Below are 18,209 nucleotides of genomic sequence, written 5' to 3' on the forward strand. Positions count from 1 at the left end.
ATCTCAGGCGACACGCGCGGTCAGCAGGGCCGCCAGCACGAAGGACAGCGAGGGCAGGATCACGACGGCGTAGAGGGTGCGGGCCAGCATGGCCGAGACCGTGGCGCAGAAGAGCAGAAACCATTGTGGGACACCGTCTCTCGTGCGCCTCGGGCCGTGGCGGCGCGGACCGCGGGTGCGCCGGGTCGAACGCCGGTCCCGCTCGACCGCCCGGGTGTAGAGCCGGACCAGCACATCGGCCAGTTCCATGCCCAGGGAGTTCGCGTACACCGCCGCCGCACTCGCCACCGTGGTGGCGTCGGCGCGCGGATCGCTGAGCAGTTCGTCCAGGGTCATGCCGTCGATGGCCTGCTCGCGGGTCAGGAGCCGGTCCGGAAACCAGGTCAGCAACCACTTCCCACCGCCGCCGGGGTCCGGCACGAAGTACGCGGCCTCCGGGGTGAGATCGCTGGTGATGGATCGGTCGGTTATGTGGAGTGCCATCGCTCTGCCTTGTCGCCCGCTCGAATTCCGGTGTGATACCGAAAGTTTGCGGATCACCGCGTGTGGCATCCACCGAGCTGCGCACTGTCCCTTGCCATTTGCTGCGGGTAAGCGACCGCGCTCTGTCCCTGCCGCGAATCGTCGGATGTCTGGTCGGTGGCACGGCCACGAACTAAGCTTTCGTGACACACTGGGAGCATCGGTGTCGGCGCAGGGGGCCGGAATGACGCGCATGCATCCGGTCGGGGAACCGATCGGTGACCTGATCCGCCGACTGCGCAAGGAACGGGGTCTGACCCAGAAGTCCCTCGCCGACCGGGTGAGCTGCTCCCGCAGTCAGATCCAGCAGATCGAGAGCGGCGCGCGCATCCCCCAGCGTCCACTGCGGGAGAGCCTGAGCGCCGTGCTCGGCGTCGCCCTGCCCGCCACCGGCCGCACGGTCTCCACCGCGGAGACCGCCGATGCCCGGGCCGACAACCTGCGCATGGCCTTCAATGTGCTGCTGGGTCAGGATCCGCACGCGGCCGAACACGCCCTGCGCATCACGCGCCGCCTCGTCGCGGCGTCCGCCGCCGGGCCGGACCTGGCTCCCCTGCAGACCATCGCGCTACGACAGCTGGATCGCGCCGAAAACCTACTGGCGCAGGTGCCTTCGCGAATCGCGCGCGTCCCGGAATGGAATACCGTCACCGACTGGTGCACGGTGCTGGAGCAGGCCACCCGCTCGGTCCGGATGGTGCATGTCGCCGGCTTCGCGGCGATCGGCGGCGAGGCGGGCGAGGAGTACCACGCCGCCATGATGCGTCTCGCGGCCCGCACCGGGGCAGCCAAACTGGATATGCGCCGGATCTATGTAATCGACGCGATCGCGGACCTATGGCCGTACGTCGATCGCCTATGGGGGCTGACCCGCGCCGGCATCACCAACCTGGTGGTCAACCGCGCACACGCACCCAACGCCCAGGGGCTCCTGGTCGTAGACGAAAGACTCGCCGTCTCAGGCGAATACGACAACTTCCGCGAGGGCCGGCTAGCCACCCGAATCTCAGCACTCGAACCGGATATCGAGTTCCAACTGGACCGCTTCGACAAACTCGCCGCCCTGCGCCGACGCCGAAAGGCCATCCGGGTCAACGAACTGATCGCGGCCGAACCACTCTCACAGTTCGCCCACCTCGATGCGAGCAACTGCCGCCAACTGTTCCGCGACGCGCTCGAACAAGCATGGGAAGAGCTGCCGCCCCTATGAATCACCCGCCTGCGCAGCGCTGTACCGGAGAATCGCGGCCGTCGCGGCCGCGCCGTACGCGCGGCTCGCGAGCGTAGGACGCGCGGAGGGGAAGTTGGAGCGGTGGAGCACCGTGATGTCATTGGCCAGCGTCACGGTGCCATCGGCGCGCGTCACCGCGCTGTTGCCGCCGGACTTGGCGGTCAGATCGACCACCACCGCACCGGGTGGCAGCGCGGCCAGAGCGGGCAGGTCCAGCAGCACAGGTGCGGGCGTACCCCGTTGTCCCGCAGCACATATCACCAGATTCGGCCGCACCGCGGCAATGTACTCGGCGACCTGGTCCGGGCCCAGATCGAGCAGGAACTCGCCCGCTCCATGCGTCAAGGCGGCGGCTCGATGTCCGATTCGGCTGCCGATCGCGGTGGGGGGCGCGTCACCGCAGGCGGACGCGGCATCGAGGGCCGCCAGCCCGGCCTGCCCGCAACCGATGACCAAGGCGCGCACCGGGCAATCCGGCTGTCGCGCACGCAGGAGCTGCCGGCCCTCCCGATACGCCACGCCACCGGCGATGCGGCTCATGGCCGTCAACGGATCCGGTTCGGCCTCACTGACACCCGAGGCCACGCGCTCGAGGGTCGCAGCCGGGTGCGCGAGCGTCGGGGCCGTGTAGGCAAGAGCCGAGGGCGTATACGCACGGGCTTGGGCCGGGGGCGCAAGAGCCTTAGGCGTGTGTCCCAGGGCCGGGTGCGTGTACGCATCGGCTTGGGCCGGGGGCGCATCGGCTTGGGCCGGGGGCGTGTGTGTAAGGGTCTGGGGCGCAAGGACTTGGGCCGGGGGCGCGAGTGCCGAGGCCGGGGGCGCGGAGGTCGGGGCCAGGTGCTCGAACGCCACTGCCTCCACCCCCTGCCTGCCCAGCCGGTGGATCTCACGGCTGCGCTGCACCGGATCCTGGAACCCGAACAACAGCTGGCCGCTGCGGATCGGCATCGAATCCAGTTCGTACGCCGGTGGTTTCACCCATGCCACCAGGTCGGACGCGGTGAAGACCGATTCCGGGCCCGACACCACGCAGGCGCCCGCGGCGCGATACGCGGCATCGGTGAAATCGGCTCGCCAGCCCGCGCCCTGCTCCACGACTACCCGCAGTCCGCGCCGGATCAAGGTCGCCACATCTTCGGGTGTGGCGGCGACGCGTAGTTCGCCCGCGGCGGTCTCGCGCAGCACGCCTACCGTTGTGACCTGTGGGGTTCGGGCCGGGATGCGGCGTTCCAGTAGTGCGCCGGAGTAGGTCAGGCCGCTGTCGATGCGTTGCAGCAGGCGCTCGATGCGGTCGAAGAGCTCCGAGACCAGGTCGGTGCCCGCGTCGCCGGAGGCGCGCCGGGGCGTGGTCACATTGAGCCGCACGCCCATTCGCGGCGAGCCGGTGCGGTCCAGGGCGACGCAGTCGACTCCCGCGGCCATGAGCAGCAGGTCCTCGAGGTCCGCGCTGGAGCGCACGGCGGCCGCGGACATGACCTCGGTGTCGAATTCGAGTGTGAGGAACATGCCGTCGCTGCTGCCCAGCGGGCGCAGCAGCGCGGTGCCGAATCGGGCGTTGACCCCGGCCACCCGCTCGCGCGCGAATTCCATTCGCTCCCTGAGGATCTTGCGGTTCTGGATCAGGTAGTCCTCGGAGGTGCCCTCGATGGTGGCACGGGCCAGATGCGTGGACTCGCGCTGGAACGCCACCCGCAGCCGCGACCGGATCGCGGCCAGCCACTGTCTGTCCCCGGAGCACGCCGCACCCAGTTTGCACGGGCCGAAAGCGTTGAAGGCCTTGGAGTTTCCGGTGATGGTCAGTACCCGGTCGTAGAGCCGGACCGGGCCCTCTTCGGTCGGGACCACGATCGAAGCGATCGGAATATGCCCGTCCACCAGCAGATCGAACGACATATCGCAGATCACCGGCACCTCGGCGGCCACGAGCACCCGGCCGATCTCGACCAGCTGCTCGACCGTGTAGTCGGCGACCACCGGATTGCCGGGCAGCGTCAGCAACACCCCGCACAGATCACCCTGTGCCGCATGGTGTTCCAGGGTGCGTGCCAGGGCCTCCGGGTCGATCCGGAAGTCGTCGTCGGCGGTCACCGGGCTGATCGCCATGCGCAGGCCGTATTTGGTGATGTGCCCGGCCACGCTCTTGTAGTAGCCCTCCGGGCAGACCAGCACCCCGCCCGGGCGGGCGAGCGTGGCGATCGCCTCCTCCAGCAGCACCATGCTCGAGTACGGGCTGACGATCACGTCCGCGAGATCGATATCGACGCCGGGCATTTCGGGTGCGGGCTGCGCGATCCGCGCGAACAACCGCTCCGCCGCCAGCCGTCGCAGGATCAGCGGCTGCTTCTTGTCGTAGGGCAGCCCGTCTTCCTGATCGGCGAACATTCCCCCCGACGCCGCGCCATGACCCGTCATCACCTCCGCCCACGCCGAATTGAGCGCGGCCGCGGCGTTCTCGGCCATAGGCAGCCCGGTCTCGCCGTGGTAGGCGTCGATGATCCCGTGATGGATCCGGCCCTCGGTCCCCGGAAACCGGCTGGCATTGTCGAGATGGACCCGCGCGGTTCGCTTCCGCTGATCGGAGCGGTCCGCCACGTCGAGCGGGTTCAGCGGTACGGCCGGTCGGCTCACCTGGGTTCGCTCTCGGTGCCCGGATCCTCGTCGTTCCACGCGCGGTGCAGGGCCGCGTGGAATCGGGGACGGCAGTCCTGCTGGTCCAGGCGCTCGAACGCGACCAAACCCGTACTCTCCACGAGATCGTTGACGACCAGCGCCATTCCGTAACTCCGGAGTTCCCGCAGGTGGTTGAACTTGCGGTGGGCGGCCTGCACATCATGCCGCAGTGTGGAGAAGCGGCTGGAGTCGCGCTCGCGGCGGCGGAAGTCATAGTCACCGGCCAGCACGTAGCTTTCGTCGACGATGAGCATGCCCTGCGCGTTGGGCGCGAAGTCCCGCTTCACCAGGATCGTCTCGACTCCCGCCTTGACCTGCTGCCAGAGTTTGTCCGCGTACGGCACCACATTGTCGACGTCGTCGAGCACGTAGACACGTTGCACCGACACCCCGGAGCGTGCCTTGCTGAGAATCGCGCGGTGGTATTCGTCGCCGATGTCGCCGCCGATGGCGCCCAGTTCGGCGGAGTGGATGGCGCAGATCGACTGCTGCGCCCGGACCAGCACGGAAAGCCAGTCGTTGACCGTATTCCACTCCCGCACAACGACACTGCCCGACGGAATCTGGGTCACGACCTCCTCGGCCCGGTCCAGCTGCCGATCGGCGATCTCCCGGAGCGGAATGAGTTCGTCGCCGGTGTCCTCGAGCGCGACCAGGCTCTGCCCGAGGCCGATGACGCGATCGGCGATGTCCGGGCTTCGGCCGAGCAGCTGTTCGAATCGGAACCGCAGATCGCGCAGCGCCTCGTCGGCATCGGTCTCGTCGTCGACGCCGGGGAGCCGCTCCCCCAGCGCCCAGCTCAGCTTCTCGCGCTGCGCGGACGGTGGCACACGTTTACCGTTCTCGATCTGTTGAATCAGGCTGCGCGAGCACCCGACCCGCAGGGCCAGCGCCTCCTGGGTGAGGCCACGCTGCCGGCGCAGTCGCTTGACCGTCGCGCCGATAACCTCGTCGTCCGAAGCCGAGCCAGACATGCTCGTCTCCCATCATGTTCCGCTTTTGCCCCGACGTGTCATGCGATGCCCATCCTAAGCACGGTGTGTCATTTTCGCCATCGCAGGACTTGCAAGAGTCGCCGGAATCTTTTACAAGCCAGGCTAAACGGGCGAAAGGGCCATAGCTGGCTTGTGGAACCGCGACCGGTTCGGCATCGAACTCGACAATCGAACGCCCGTCGACGGCCAAAGTGCTTGCTATCTACGATATCCAGCCCTCTCGCGATCGATACCGCTTAGTTGTAAGCATAATTCGCTTACCAAGTATCTCCAATGAGCAAATCTTCTGACTTTTTGCCATCGATGCCCTGAAGTATCGTTAGTGCTACAACCAGATTTGAGGAGGTGTCCGACCTCATGGCCCTCGACATCACCCCCGAGACCGTCCGCAGCGACAAGACGCCCGAGATCGCGGTTCGCACAACACTCCCCACGGACACCTGGGTGCTCTCCTGGCTCCCGAACCGGTTACTCACCTTCGAGCAGGCCCGCAGCGGCATGGTGCTCGACGAAATCCTCAGCGATCCCGCGCCCGCCGATCCCGAGCAGGCCCTCGAATTCGCCGAGCTGCGCGCCGCCGAACTCGGCCTCACCCTCCCCGAAGTCGTTGTGCTGCTGTGGGATCGATACGACCAGCGACCAACCCCGCGCCGATGCGCCGCCACCGGACACCCCCGGTGCCGGCCCGATCGGCGACCTCCCTGGTGCTGCCGCCCTCCGGGGCGGCACGGGCGGTGACGGCCGGAGGGGTGCCGTCACCGTCCGGGGACCACCGCCGGATCGGAAAGGATTGCGCGCCGGGCGAAGCCGAGCGCACCGGCCACGATGCCGTCCTCGCCGAGAGTGGACGGTGAGATCCGGAGATCGAGACCCGGGGCGAGGGCCCGGCGGCCGCCGAGATCGGCGTCCATCGTCGGGGCCAGCCACGGATACCATTCGGCGAGCAGCCCGCCGAGCACGACCTCGTCGGCGTCGAGCAGGGCGGTGATGGACAGGATGGCCGCGGCCAGGGCGCGGGCGGCGGTCGTCAGAGCGGCCGTGGCGCGCGGGTCGTCGCGGTGCAGCCGGGCCAGCAGTTCCGTTTCGGCGCTCCGTAATCCCCGCTGCCGCAATAGATCGGCGAGACCCGCCGCCTCGAACACGGACTCCGGGCCCGCGTAGCAGACCAGGCAGCCGCGGGCGCCGCAGACGCAGTCCGGGCCGTCCATCGCGACCGGGAGGTGGCCGGGTTCTCCCGCGATGCCATGACTGCCGGTGTGGATGCGACCGTCGAGCACCACGCCGCCGCCGATCCCGGTGCCGGCCTCGATGAGCACCAGGCCGCGCGAATCCCGTTCCAGGGCGTGGAATTCCGCCAGGGCGGCGGCGTTCGCGTCATTGACCACGTCGACCACCGGGGACACCTCGGGCAGGCGCGCGGTGATCAGTTCACGCAGGCGGACGGGTTCCATCCAGCCGAAATCCGGTGCCACCACGACGGTTTGGGCCGCATCGTCGCGTACCGGACCGGCCATCGCCACCACGACCCGGGCGAGCACCGGACCGTCCGCGAGCCGGGCGATCACACCCGCTATGCGGTCGGCCATGGCCTCGGGAGTGCCCGGGGCGAGATCGTGCGCCACGGTTTCGCGCCGCGTCACATCGCCTGCCAAGTCGGCGACGGCGATGCGCAGGTGTTCGGAGGTGATCTGGATGGCGGCGACGGCCGCACGGTCGGGGACCAGGCGCAGCGGGCGGCCGGGGCGGCCGCGGGTGCCGGAACGCAGGGCGTCGTCCTCGCGGAGCAGACCGCGGTCGGTGAGGTCGGCGACGAGGGCGGTGACGGATCCGTGGGCCAGGCCGGTGGCGGCGGCCACCTCGGTGCGGGCGCAGGGGCCGTGGTCGGCGATGTGACGTAGGACCAGACCTAGGTTGCGGCGGCGGATGGCGGCCGAGTCGGTGGGCGGGGGTGCGGGATCCACGGGCTCGAGATTAGGCTGTCGGATAATTATTTCAAGCATTGACGTTAATGGTGGATCAGGGGTTTGGCATGGCCGCGGGACAGATCGGACGACGGACGCTACTGATGGGGGCGGGGGTGCTGGCCCTGACCGCGGCATGCTCGAACGCGAAGTCCGGCTCGGACACGACACGCCAGGACACGGTCGGCACTGCTTACGGACCGGTGCGGGGCGAGCGGCGCGAGACCGGGGTCGCGTTCCTCGGGATTCCCTTCGCGCAGCCGCCGGTGGGTGATCTCCGTTTCGCCGCGCCCAAGCCGCCGATCCCCTGGGTCGAAACCCTCGACTGCACCAAGTACGGCCCGACCGCGCAGGTCAAACAGCTGGCCGAGGTCACCGCCATCCCCGAGCCCTCGATTCCGGGCGACAACATCCTCACCGTCAACGTCTTCACCCCGAAGGCGGACAAGACAGCGAAACTGCCTGTCCTGGTGTGGATTCACGGCGGCGGCTTCGTGGCGGGCAGCCCGGCCAGCCCGTGGTACGACGGCGCGGCCTTCAATCGCGACGGCGTGGTGCTGGTGTCGGTCGGCTACCGGCTGGGCATCGAGGGCTTCCTGCACCTGGACGACGCGCCGGACAATCGCGGCGTGCTGGACTGGATCGCGGCGCTGAGCTGGGTCCGCGACAATATCGCGACCTTCGGCGGCGACCCGGCCAAGGTGACCGTCGCCGGGCAGTCGGCGGGCGGCGGCGCGGTCTGGGCGCTGATGAACACCCCGTCCGCGAAAGGCCTTTTCCGCGCGGGCATTTCGGAATCCGGCGCGGTCACCCAGCCCAATGACCGGGCCACCGCACTGGCCGTGTCCGCGCTGTTCACCAAGCGGAACGGCCTGCCCGCCACCGCCGCCGCACTGCGCGACGTGAGCAAGATGCAGCTGCAGGACATGGAGGACAAACTGCGCGCCCCCGGCCCGGACAGCGGCGCCGCCGCCCTGCTCGGCCTGGCGCCCTGGGCGGACGGCACGCTGATTCCGGCGACCAGCGCCGAGGTGCTGAAATCCGGTGCGGACCAGGATATTCCGCTGATGATCGGCTTCACCGCGCACGAGTTCAATGCCGCCTCGCTGAGCGGCGAGACACCGGAGATCACCGACGCGACCCTCCCCGTGGCATTGGGCGCGCTCGGCTTCGCGCCCTCGACCACCGAGGGCTTCCGCCTCGCCTACCCGGGCCTGACCGCGAATCAGATTGCGGGACAGGCACAGAGCGATGCCATCATCCGGATGCCGTCCTTCCAGGTCGCCGAGATGCGCGCCGGGCGCAACCAGCCCACGTGGCTCTACGAGTTCACCTGGACCTCGAATGCGCCCAAGTTCCAAGGACAGTCGTTCCACTGCCTGGACGTCCCCTTCGCCTTCGACGTCTTGCGGAAGCAGGGCGTGACCGCCGTCGCGGGCGACAATCCCCCGCAGTCGCTGGCCGATGCGGTCCACCGGGCGTGGGTGGCGTTCGTGAGCAACGGGGACCCGGGTCCGGCCTGGCCCCGCTACACTCTCGACCGGCGCGAGACCATGATCTGGTCCGCAGCACCGCACGTCCAGTCCGATCCGTTCGCCGCACAGCGACCGATCTGGCTGCGCTGATCCGAAGGGGACGGTTTATCTCCGCCGCCGCGGGCTACCGTGTAGCTAAGGACATCGAGTCGGATGGATGGTAGGGCATGCAGGTGGCGCAGCGCTGGATCGCACCGGCCGCGGTAATCGTGGCCTGCGGATTCGCTGCCGCGCCCGCAGCCCACGCCGATCCCGGAGACACGCAGGCGGCGCTCGGCGGCGGGTCGGGGCTGGTGCTGGGCCGGTCCACCAAGTGCAGCCTGACCACCATCGGCTACGACTCGGCCGGCCGCCTGGTCGGCTTCACCGCCGGGCACTGCGCCGAGGCCGGGACGCCGGTGCGCGGGGAGCAGTTCCCCGATGCCGGGGTGGTCGGCGTGGTGCGCGACTCGGACGCTCAGCTCGATTACGCGGTGATCGAATTCGATCCGAGCGTGGTGACGCCGCTGCGCACGGTCAATGGCGGCACCATCGCCGGACTCGCGGCCGCGCCGCCCGCCTGGAGCATCGTGTGCCAGAACGGGCGGACCAGCGGCGTCGGCTGCGGCGTGGTCTGGGCGTCGAGCCCGGTCGGTTTCATGGAGCAGGCGTGCTCGAGTTACGGCGACTCGGGTGCCCCGGTCACCGCTGGTGACCAGCTGGTCGGGATCGTGTCCGCTCCGCTCATCAGTGACACCCGGGTCCTCCGCTTCAGCTGCACCGACGCGAACAATCCGATCCACACACCCGTCATCGCGGTCGCCTTCGACACCGTGCGGGCGGCGGTCGACGCGGGCAAGGGCGTGGGCAGCGGCTTCCAGCCGATCTAGTCCGGCTCAGTCGACGAGTGCATCGAGGGCGCGGTCCACGTCCTCCTCGGTGTTGTAGAGGTGGCACGCCAGCCGCAGCCGCCCGGCCCGCACGGCACCGACAATGCGCGCGGCACGCACCCGCTCCAACGTCTGCTCCGACACCTCGATCGACACCACGGCCGAATTGCCCTCGGGCAGACCGAGTCCCTTGCGCAGCCGATCCGCCAACGCCACATCGTGACGGTGAATCGACTCGACGCCGATCTGCTCGATGAGTTCGAGGCTGCGCCGCTGCCCGATCCACGCGGGCCACACCGGGCCGACATCGAAGCGGCGCGCGTTCTCGGCCAGGCGCAGCGGGCCGTCGTAGCAGGTCTCCCACGGGTTGTATCCGGCGTACCAGCCCGCGGCGGTCGGGGTCAGAGTGTCCAGAGCCGCAGGCGTTCCCGCGAGGAATACCGTGCCCTTGGGAGCGCACAGCCACTTGTAACCGGCGCCGATGATCCAGTCGGCCCCGGTGTCGTGCAGTGGCAGCCAGCCCACCGCCTGGCTCACATCGAACAGCACGCGCACACCGTGGGCCCGCGCCGCGGCGACCGTCGCGGCGATGTCCAGCACCGCGCCGTCGGCCGATTGCACCACCGCGGCGGCGACCACATCGTCGCCGGGCCGGATCGCCGCGGGGATCTCCGCCAGCGGGACCACCCGCACATTCAGATCGGGCCGCACCAGGAAAGGCCAGAGCACGGAATTGAATTCGTGCTCTGGCACCAGCACATTCGCCCCCGGCCGCAGGCTCTGCGCCACCAGCCCGACCATCTGCGACACCTGCGACCCGACCGCCACCTGGGAGGCAGCGAACCCGGTCAGCCGCCCGAACGCGGCCCGGCAGTCGTCGATCACCGAGTCCACACCCGGGATATCGAACTCACCGTGCATGCGCTGCTCTTCGGCCGCGACCACCGCGGCCAGGGTGGACCGAGGCAACAACCCGGTGCTGGCCGCGTTCAAATAGATGGTGGTGGGCGCGAACTCATCTCGCACCAGGGTCTCGAACGCGGATGGAGTAGTCATCTCTCCATCCTGCGACCGTGCCCGGCGTGCCGAAAGATCCAGCCGACCGATCACTGGCATGATCGCCGCGCGCTCGAACGAGACGACCCGGCCGTGCGCGGGGCACGGCCGGGTCGGGTGGGAGTCGGTCAGGCCGAGCGGGTTTCGACGGGGGCCGCGGTGGCCTTGCTCGTCGTGCGGCGGAAGCGGAGGATGCCGTCTTCCAGGGGAGCCTTGCGGAGCATGGCGCGGTCGCGGAAGTAGTTGTTGATGACCTGCCACGGACCGCGGGTGCCCTGGCGGGGCATGACGCCATCGCCGCGCTGGATGTAGCCGGAGGTGAGAGCGCCGCCCATGAGGGACGCCTCGGAGCGGTCGCCTTCCTCCGGGATGGCGACGACCTCGGTGTACCCGTTGTCGCGCATGTGGTTCAGCAGGCGGCAGAAGTACTCCGCGGCCAGGTCGGCCTTGAGGGTCCAGGAGGCGTTCGTGTAGCCGAGGATCACCATCATGTTGGGGACGGTGCCGAGCAGGGCGCCCTTGTAGGCCACCAGGTCTCGGGTGGCGAGGGTTTCGCCGTCGACCTCGAGGGTCGCGCCGCCGAGCATCTGGACGGTGAGACCCGTTGCGCTGACGATGATGTCGGCCTCGATCTCCTCGCCGGAGGAGACCCGGATGCCCTTCTCGGTGAAGGTCTCGATGGTGTCGGTGACGATGGACGCCTCGCCCTTGCGCAGGATCCGGAACAGGTCGCCGTTGGGGACCACGCACAGCCGCTGATCCCACGGGTTGTAGCTCGGGGTGAAGTGCTTCATGTCGACGTTGGGGCCGACCTGCGCGCGCACCGCGGCCAGCATGAGCTTGGCCGAGAGCTTCGGATTCGTCCGCGACAGTTGGTAACTCGCGCGCTGCAGCGCGATATTGCGCGCCCGGCCCGCCTTGTAGGCCAGGGCCGCGGGCACTTTCGCGAACTTGAAGCCGACCGCGACCGGGTCGTCGGCGGGCAGCGCGGCGATGTAGGTGGGCGAGCGCTGCAGCATGGTGACGTGCTCGGCATCCTTGCTCATCGCCGGGATGAGCGTGATAGCGGTTGCGCCGGAACCGATTACGACGACCTTCTTGCCCCGGTAGTCGAGGTCCTCGGGCCAGTGCTGCGGGTGCACGATCTGCCCGCCGAAATTCTCCTCGCCGGGGAACTTCGGCCGGTAGCCGTTGTCGTAGTCGTAGTAGCCGGTGCAGCCGACCAGGAAGTCGCTGGTGTAGGACTCGGTCTTGCCGCTGCGCTCGTCGAGGACCTCAACGCTCCACACGCCCTGCTCACTGGACCAGGCAGCCTTGGTGACCTTGCGGCCGAAGCGGATGTGATCGGTGACGCCGTACTCGCGCGCGGTGTCCTCGATGTACTGGCGGATGTGCGGTCCGTCGGCGAGCACCTTGGTGCCGTGCCAGGGCCGGAAGCCGTAGCCGAAGGTGTACATGTCCGAGTCGGAGCGAATGCCGGGGTACTTGAACAGGTCCCAGGTGCCGCCGATGGCGGTCCGCCGCTCCAGGATCAGGTAGCTGCGCCCGGTCTTCTCCCTGGTCAGATGGGCAGCCATGCCGATACCGGACAGGCCAGCGCCGATGATCAGAACGTCGACATGCCGCGTCATTGAAGTACTCGCTTCTGGTCGCGCCCGGACACCGGCGTCCGGGCGCACCGAGTATTACATGTTATTTCTAGTTACGTCTACCGACGGGCCGCAGGAGAGGACCAAGGTCCTCAGGCCGCGCGGACCTGACCCGGCCGATCCGGCTCCGAGCGGTAGCGGGTGGTCGGGCCGTCGATGCCGAGCACCTTCCAGACCCGCTTGGACACCGGATTCATGAGCCCGATCCGCTTGGCCAGCGCGCGGACGTCACCGAAGAAGCCCGCGAAGGCCTCCTTGGACTCCTCGGACCCGAAGAACACCTCCTTGCGGACGGAGCGCGGGATGTCGAACTCCCGGAAGAAGGCGCGCGGCGGGATCACGATGGCGCGCCCGCCGATCCACATGACGATCGGGAAGGCCAGCGACAGCACGAACTTGCTGAGCGGATCCGACTGCGGCACATGGTGCTCCAGGAACTCGTGCGCGAAGGAGATGTGCCGCGCCTCCTCGGCGATGTGAATCGCCATGACGCCGCGCATGATCGGGTGCACCTCCTCGCCGGCGCGCAGGATCGCCTTCTGCACATGGTCGATCGGCTCCTCGCCCGAGAGCACGGCGATGAAGAACAGATTCGGGAACAGCGAGGCCAGCGCCGGGACGACATAGGTGAGCTGCTTGAGGATCGGCCCCATGCCGGGTACGTCGATCCCGATGCGGTTCACCATCTCCTGGAACATGAGGGTGTGATTGCACTCCTCGATGACCTCGTGGGTGCAGTAGCGGAACTCCGGCGAGCCGTTGCGCAGCTTGAAGGTGTGCTGCACCATGCCGCCGATGAGCAGGGTCTCGAACTGCAGGCCCACCTTGGCGATATTGGCCTGCCGCCACAGCCCGATGGCGATCTTGCGGGCCTCGGACTGCGCCTGATACCAGGGATGGCGGGCGAACATGTCGCCGGAGACGGGCAGGATCCAGCGCTTGTCGTCCGGGGTGACCGCGAAATCGGGGTTGTCCCAATCGATATCGGTGAAAGGATCGAAGTGCTTGTCGACCGAACCCTGCGACAGCAGCAGGAGCTTGTCGGCGTACTGCCGCGCGATTTCGACCGTCGGGTCGGCCTTGACGGGTGCTGACGTCATTGTCAGAGCCTCTCGAAGAGTGACCTAAGTAACTGTTACCCATAGTTACACCGACGCTGGCAGGTCGTCAATAAAAGATCAGGACCAGAATCGCGGCCGCAGACCCCAGGATTCGAATTCGTCGGTGACGTAGTCGCGCAGAGCGGCCCGGGTCGGGAAACGGTCGGGATCCGCGCCGGTGATGGCGAGGGTGACGGTCTCGCCGTCGCTGGACCAGGACAGATTCAGGCCGATCTCGACGCGGCGGAAGAGTTCGGTCTCGCCCGTGCAGACCACCGGGCGCATGAGCACCGAGCGGGCGCGCACGCCCGCGATGGTCGCCACGCCCTGCCCGGTCTCGCCGAGGTTGGTGCACAGGCATTCGGGGGCCTTGGCGGTGCGGGAGAAATAGCCGAGCACGAACTTCGGCAGCATCTGCTGGATCGGTTGCAGGTGTTGCAGGGCGGGAGTGGTGGCCGGATCGGCATAGGCGAGGGCGGCCTGTTTGATGGCGGTGCGGATGTGGCGCAGGTCGGTGCGTTCGCCCTTGCGGTAGGGGACCGCGATGGGCAGGCCGGTGGTGGCATTGCCGCGCGGGTCGTCGTGGCCGCGCATGGAGTGCGGGATGTCGACGCGGGCGGAGGCGCCGTCGGCGACGCGGCCGCTGCGGCCGAGAATGCCGACCGCCACGCCGACCAGCAGGCCATTGGCGGTGCCGTCGTGGGCCGCCGCGACGGAATTCCATTCGGCCGCATCGACTTCCACGACGATGTCGGCGGCGGAATAGGTGTCCGGCAGCAGTCGCCGGGGCTCCTCCGGGCGCGGATTGCGTTCGGGCTCGGTGACACCGCGGGACTCGAAGGCGGCACGCAGGCTCGAGGCGGCGGCCCGCAGCTGGCCGAGCCCGTCGGCGAGGTGGGTGCACAGCAGGCCGGTCGTGGGGAGCGAGCCCACGAGCCGCCCCGAACTGGTCGCGGTATCGGGTGCCAGGCCGGAGTCCAGCCGCCGCAGTGCGTCGCCGACCGCGTAGAGCACCGCGCCGCCGTCCGAGCTCACGTGCGAGGTGACCAGGGACAGTAGCGTGCCGCCCGCGGTGGTCGGCGCGGCCGAGAGCCGCCAGACCCGCCCGGCGATCGGATCGAATTCGACCCGGCTCTGCGCGAAAAACCAGTCCAGGACGCCGATCTCGGGCACCGTCTCGTACTGATAGGCGAGCGGTTCCGAATGCTCGGCCGCGACCCACCAAGGGCGGGCGAAGGGCACGGCGGTCGTCATCACCCGCCGGGCCAGGAACCCGCGCGCCAGATGCGCGTGAAAGCGTTGCAGCACAGCGGGATCCAGTGGATCGTCGAACCGCCAGGCCAGCTGGTTGACCAGGGCGTTGCCGTACAGGTCGTGCAGTTTCAGGAACAGATCGTCGTCGGCGGTGAGCCGGTTCAGGACCGCGGTCATGGCTTCTCCGGATCAGCGGGCACGCAGGGTGCGAACGGTCAAGGGCGCGAACACGATCGCGACGACCAGCGCCGCACCCACCGACCAGGCGAAGTCGGAACCCACCGACCCGGAGTCGGCGAGGGTGCGCACGGCCGCCACCAGATGCGAGACGGGGTTGTAGTCGGAGACGTGACGCAGCCAGGCGGGCATGGCGTCCACCGGGACCAGGGCATTGGAGGCGAAGCTGACGAAGGTCAGCACCAGCATCGACATGCCCTGTACCGCGGCCGGTTTGGCCACGGTGACGCCGATGAAGGCGAACAGCCAGCTCATCGCGGTGGTGGCGAAGACCACCAGGGCCGCGCCCGCGATCAGGCCGAGGGGATGGTCGGGCCGGTAGCCCATGCCGAAGCCGACCAGCAGCACCATGAGCGCGGCGATCACATAGCGGGTCGCACCCGCCAGCAGTCCACCGGCCACCGGCGCGTAGCGGGCGATGGGCATGGAGACGAAGCGGTCGAAGACGCCGGAGCGGATGTCCTCGGAGAGTTGGACTCCCATGGCGACCGAGGAGGTGAGCACGATCTGCACCAGCACGCCCGGGATGAGGGTGGGCAGGTAGGCGTCGAGGCTGCCCGCGATGGCCTTGCCGAAGACATTCCCGAACAGCAGCGGGCCGACGATCGGCAGCAGGACTGCGTCGTAGAGCAGTTGCGGGCTGTGCCGGAAGGTCAGCATGCCGCGTTGCGCCATGAACAGCGACTGCGCCAGCGAGGCGCGCAGGCCGACGTGGGTGAGGCGCGGCTGCCGCACGACGCGGGCGGTCGGGTGCACGAGCACCTGGGTATCGGAGACGACGGTCATGCGCTCGCCCTTTCGGCCGGAAGCGGGGTGCGGGCCGGGCGCCGGGTCAGCGCCAGGAACACCGAATTGAGGTCGGGGCGTTCGACGCCGAAGCCGCGCAGGCGGATTCCGCTGTCGCGGCAGGCGGTGATCACATCGGCGGCGGTGCCGATATCGTCGAGCGGGACGGTCAGGGTGGCCGGATTGTCGCCATGCAATGGCGTTGTGCCGGTGAGCCTTTCGACCGCGGCATCGGCCAGCGCGCGCTGCGCGGGATCGACCAGATCGATGCGCAGCATCTCCTCACCGATCGAGGACTTCAGCTCCCCCGCCGTCCCCTCGGCCACCACGGTCCCGTGGTCGATGACGGCGATCCGGTCGGCCAGCGCGTCGGCCTCCTCGAGGTACTGCGTGGTGAGCAGGATCGTCGCGCCGCGCCCGACCAGGCCCCGCACCACACCCCACATGCGTTCGCGGGTATGCGGATCCAGCCCGGTCGTCGGCTCGTCCAGAAAGATCAAGGGCGGCACCGTGATCAGCGTCGCCGCCAGATCCAGCCGCCGTCGCATGCCGCCGGAGAACGAGCTCACCCGCCGCTGCGCGGCACCGGTCAGCTCGAACTCCTCCAGCAGTTCCGCCGCCCGATCCTGCGCGCCGCGCCGGCTCAATCCGAGCAGCCGCCCGAACAACCGCAGGTTCTCCCACGCGGTCAGGTTCTCGTCCACGGCCGCGTACTGCCCGGTGAGCCCGATCATCGACCGCACCGCCGTCGCCTGCCCGACCACGTCGTAGTCGAAAACCGTTGCCGCACCGCGTGAAGGCTTCAGCAGTGTCGCCAGCATGCGCACCGTCGTTGTCTTCCCCGCCCCGTTCGGACCGAGCAGCGCGAATACCGTCCCGGCCTCGACGCTCAGATCCACGGCCTCCACCGCGCTCATGGACCCGAAACTCTTGCCCAGCCCCCGGGTTTCGATTGCGATCTCCGTACTCATCGCACACCTCCGATCGTCGTCGGAATCTCGCGAACGGCCCTGTCCGGAGTAATGGATTCAATGACATCGGCGGCCCGCCGGACCCCGTCGTCCCGGAAGCCCGCCCCGAAGGCGGCCGCCCACGCGATCACGTCCGGTTCGGTCGCCCGAATCAGCAAACGCTCCAGCCGATTCGCAGTCAGTCCGGCGAACGACGCGGTCGCTCCCAGACCGAGCGCCTCTAGCTGCCGACCCCAGTAGGGCTGATCGGCCTGCACAGAGCAGATCACCGACGGCACACCGGCCCGCAAGGCCGCGGCGGTGGTACCCGCCCCGCCGTGATGCACGGCCACGACGCACGACGGCAGCACGGCGCCGTGGTCCACCTGATCGACCACCGCCAGACCGTCGCCGATCCGATGACGAAACATGGGTCCCACCAGCAGTATTCGCCGCCCCACTCGCCGACCGGCCTCCCGCACCATCGATTCCGTCGCCACCGGATCGGTGACCGGCATCGATCCGAAACCGACGTAGACCGGAGCCGGTCCCGCGCGCAGCCATTCGGACAGCTCATCGCCCAGGTCCGGGCTGTCGGTGGGTACCGGGAACCCGGTGAAGGGCAGGCCCGGCAGCTCGTCCGCGAGGCCGGGGAACAATGCGGGGTCGTATGCCTGGATCGCGGTGTATGCCCGGAGTCCTCGGTCCGCGATCCGGCCCGGCGTCACGGAGGTCGCCCCGGCTCGGCGGAACGCCGCGATCTCGGGAGCCAGCGCCCGGGCGCGCGCCATGGTCAGCGCGCGCCAGCCGAGCCGGTTGAGTTCCGCGGGCAGATGCCGCGCCCAGTCCGTCGGCAGCACCGGGACACTGCGGCTGGGCCGGATGGGGAAGAAATGCACGGCGGCCAGCGGGATGGCGTGGTGGCGGGCGACTTCGACGCCGACCTCCTCGCACGCCATCCCGGTGACGAGGACTTCGCTGTCCCCGGCGAGGGCGCGCAGATCGCGAGCCGCCTCCGCGAATCCGCGCCGCTGCAGATCCAGCACCGCCCGGACCCGCTGGGCCGGATTGGGGTGACGGAACCGCCGGTTGTCACGCTGGGCCCGCAGCAGCTCGCCGCTGTCGAGGCCGAGCGGTACGGCCGAAACCCCGTGCCGTTCAGCGAATTCGACCAGATTCGGCGAGACCGCCACCGTGACCTCATGCCCGCGCGCCGCGAGTTCCCGGCCGATCAGCACGCTCGGCTGCGCGTCACCGCGGCTGCCCGCGAAGGCGAGCAGGACCTTCATCGCACGCCTCCGCTCCGGAAGGCGATGCAGCGCCGGGGCGTCGAGTACGCGGTCGTGGCCGACAAGCGGTGAGTGCCGCCCGAGTGGTCGCGGCCGAGCAGGTCG

At 69.0% G+C, this 18,209-nt stretch carries 15 protein-coding genes; 4 read left to right on the forward strand and 11 right to left on the reverse strand.

What is annotated here, in order from left to right; all coding sequences use genetic code 11:
- Positions 1 to 3: 3 nt before the first annotated feature.
- Positions 4 to 483: a hypothetical protein gene (locus tag ON43_RS31205; RefSeq protein WP_040813244.1), complete on the reverse strand. Its 480-nt coding sequence runs from the start codon at positions 481 to 483 to the stop codon at positions 4 to 6.
- A gap of 223 nt (positions 484 to 706) precedes the next feature.
- Between ON43_RS31205 and ON43_RS31210 the strand changes: the two genes are divergently transcribed.
- Positions 707 to 1,732, forward strand: a complete 1,026-nt coding sequence (locus ON43_RS31210) for a helix-turn-helix domain-containing protein (RefSeq protein ID WP_040813245.1) — start codon at positions 707 to 709, stop codon at positions 1,730 to 1,732.
- Here ON43_RS31210 and ON43_RS46900 read toward each other — a convergent pair.
- Positions 1,727 to 4,381 carry an aminotransferase class I/II-fold pyridoxal phosphate-dependent enzyme gene (locus ON43_RS46900; protein WP_040813246.1) on the reverse strand — a complete coding sequence of 885 codons (2,655 nt, stop codon included), beginning with the start codon at positions 4,379 to 4,381 and terminating at the stop codon, positions 1,727 to 1,729. The genes ON43_RS31210 and ON43_RS46900 overlap by 6 nt on opposite strands.
- Positions 4,378 to 5,397 (reverse strand): helix-turn-helix domain-containing protein, encoded by a 1,020-nt coding sequence (locus tag ON43_RS31220; RefSeq protein WP_040813247.1) that lies wholly within the window; start codon positions 5,395 to 5,397, stop codon positions 4,378 to 4,380. The genes ON43_RS46900 and ON43_RS31220 overlap by 4 nt, the downstream gene beginning before the upstream one ends.
- Positions 5,398 to 5,763: 366 nt before the next feature.
- Between ON43_RS31220 and ON43_RS31225 the strand changes: the two genes are divergently transcribed.
- Positions 5,764 to 6,156 (forward strand): hypothetical protein, encoded by a 393-nt coding sequence (locus ON43_RS31225; protein WP_063712662.1) that lies wholly within the window; start codon positions 5,764 to 5,766, stop codon positions 6,154 to 6,156.
- Positions 6,157 to 6,173: 17 nt separating this feature from the next.
- On the opposite strand, the gene ON43_RS31230 is transcribed toward ON43_RS31225, so the two are convergent.
- Complete coding sequence (locus ON43_RS31230; protein ID WP_040813248.1) at positions 6,174 to 7,379, reverse strand: ROK family transcriptional regulator; 1,206 nt, start codon at positions 7,377 to 7,379, stop codon at positions 6,174 to 6,176.
- A 68-nt stretch (positions 7,380 to 7,447) separates the two neighbouring features.
- Between ON43_RS31230 and ON43_RS31235 the strand changes: the two genes are divergently transcribed.
- Together ON43_RS31235 and ON43_RS31240 are read left to right on the forward strand one after the other, a co-directional pair.
- Positions 7,448 to 9,004 (forward strand): carboxylesterase/lipase family protein, encoded by a 1,557-nt coding sequence (locus ON43_RS31235; RefSeq protein WP_040813249.1) that lies wholly within the window; start codon positions 7,448 to 7,450, stop codon positions 9,002 to 9,004.
- Between the two features lie 77 nt (positions 9,005 to 9,081).
- Positions 9,082 to 9,783, forward strand: coding sequence for a chymotrypsin family serine protease (locus tag ON43_RS31240; RefSeq protein WP_040813250.1), 702 nt, complete (start codon positions 9,082 to 9,084; stop codon positions 9,781 to 9,783).
- Positions 9,784 to 9,789: 6 nt separating this feature from the next.
- Here the strand turns inward: ON43_RS31240 and ON43_RS31245 are convergent, their stop codons facing one another.
- The 7 genes from ON43_RS31245 to ON43_RS31275 form a co-directional block, all read right to left on the reverse strand.
- Positions 9,790 to 10,839: an aminotransferase class V-fold PLP-dependent enzyme gene (locus ON43_RS31245; protein WP_040813251.1), complete on the reverse strand. Its 1,050-nt coding sequence runs from the start codon at positions 10,837 to 10,839 to the stop codon at positions 9,790 to 9,792.
- Positions 10,840 to 10,967: 128 nt separating this feature from the next.
- Positions 10,968 to 12,470 (reverse strand): flavin-containing monooxygenase, encoded by a 1,503-nt coding sequence (locus tag ON43_RS31250; RefSeq protein ID WP_040813252.1) that lies wholly within the window; start codon positions 12,468 to 12,470, stop codon positions 10,968 to 10,970.
- Between the two features lie 110 nt (positions 12,471 to 12,580).
- Complete coding sequence (locus ON43_RS31255) at positions 12,581 to 13,594, reverse strand: AurF N-oxygenase family protein (RefSeq protein WP_040813253.1); 1,014 nt, start codon at positions 13,592 to 13,594, stop codon at positions 12,581 to 12,583.
- A gap of 72 nt (positions 13,595 to 13,666) precedes the next feature.
- On the reverse strand, positions 13,667 to 15,019 hold the full coding sequence (locus ON43_RS31260; RefSeq protein ID WP_040813254.1) for a hypothetical protein: 1,353 nt from the start codon (positions 15,017 to 15,019) through the stop codon (positions 13,667 to 13,669).
- Between the two features lie 12 nt (positions 15,020 to 15,031).
- Positions 15,032 to 15,865, reverse strand: a complete 834-nt coding sequence (locus ON43_RS31265; protein WP_040813255.1) for an ABC transporter permease — start codon at positions 15,863 to 15,865, stop codon at positions 15,032 to 15,034.
- Positions 15,862 to 16,836 carry a daunorubicin resistance protein DrrA family ABC transporter ATP-binding protein gene (locus ON43_RS31270; protein ID WP_040813256.1) on the reverse strand — a complete coding sequence of 325 codons (975 nt, stop codon included), beginning with the start codon at positions 16,834 to 16,836 and terminating at the stop codon, positions 15,862 to 15,864. The genes ON43_RS31265 and ON43_RS31270 overlap by 4 nt, the downstream gene beginning before the upstream one ends.
- Positions 16,833 to 18,104 carry a glycosyltransferase gene (locus ON43_RS31275; RefSeq protein WP_051179489.1) on the reverse strand — a complete coding sequence of 424 codons (1,272 nt, stop codon included), beginning with the start codon at positions 18,102 to 18,104 and terminating at the stop codon, positions 16,833 to 16,835. Before ON43_RS31275 ends, ON43_RS31270 begins: the two co-directional genes overlap by 4 nt.
- Positions 18,105 to 18,209 lie beyond the last annotated feature (105 nt).

This window comes from Nocardia concava NBRC 100430, assembly GCF_000308815.1.
GTDB classification, from domain to species: domain Bacteria; phylum Actinomycetota; class Actinomycetes; order Mycobacteriales; family Mycobacteriaceae; genus Nocardia; species Nocardia concava.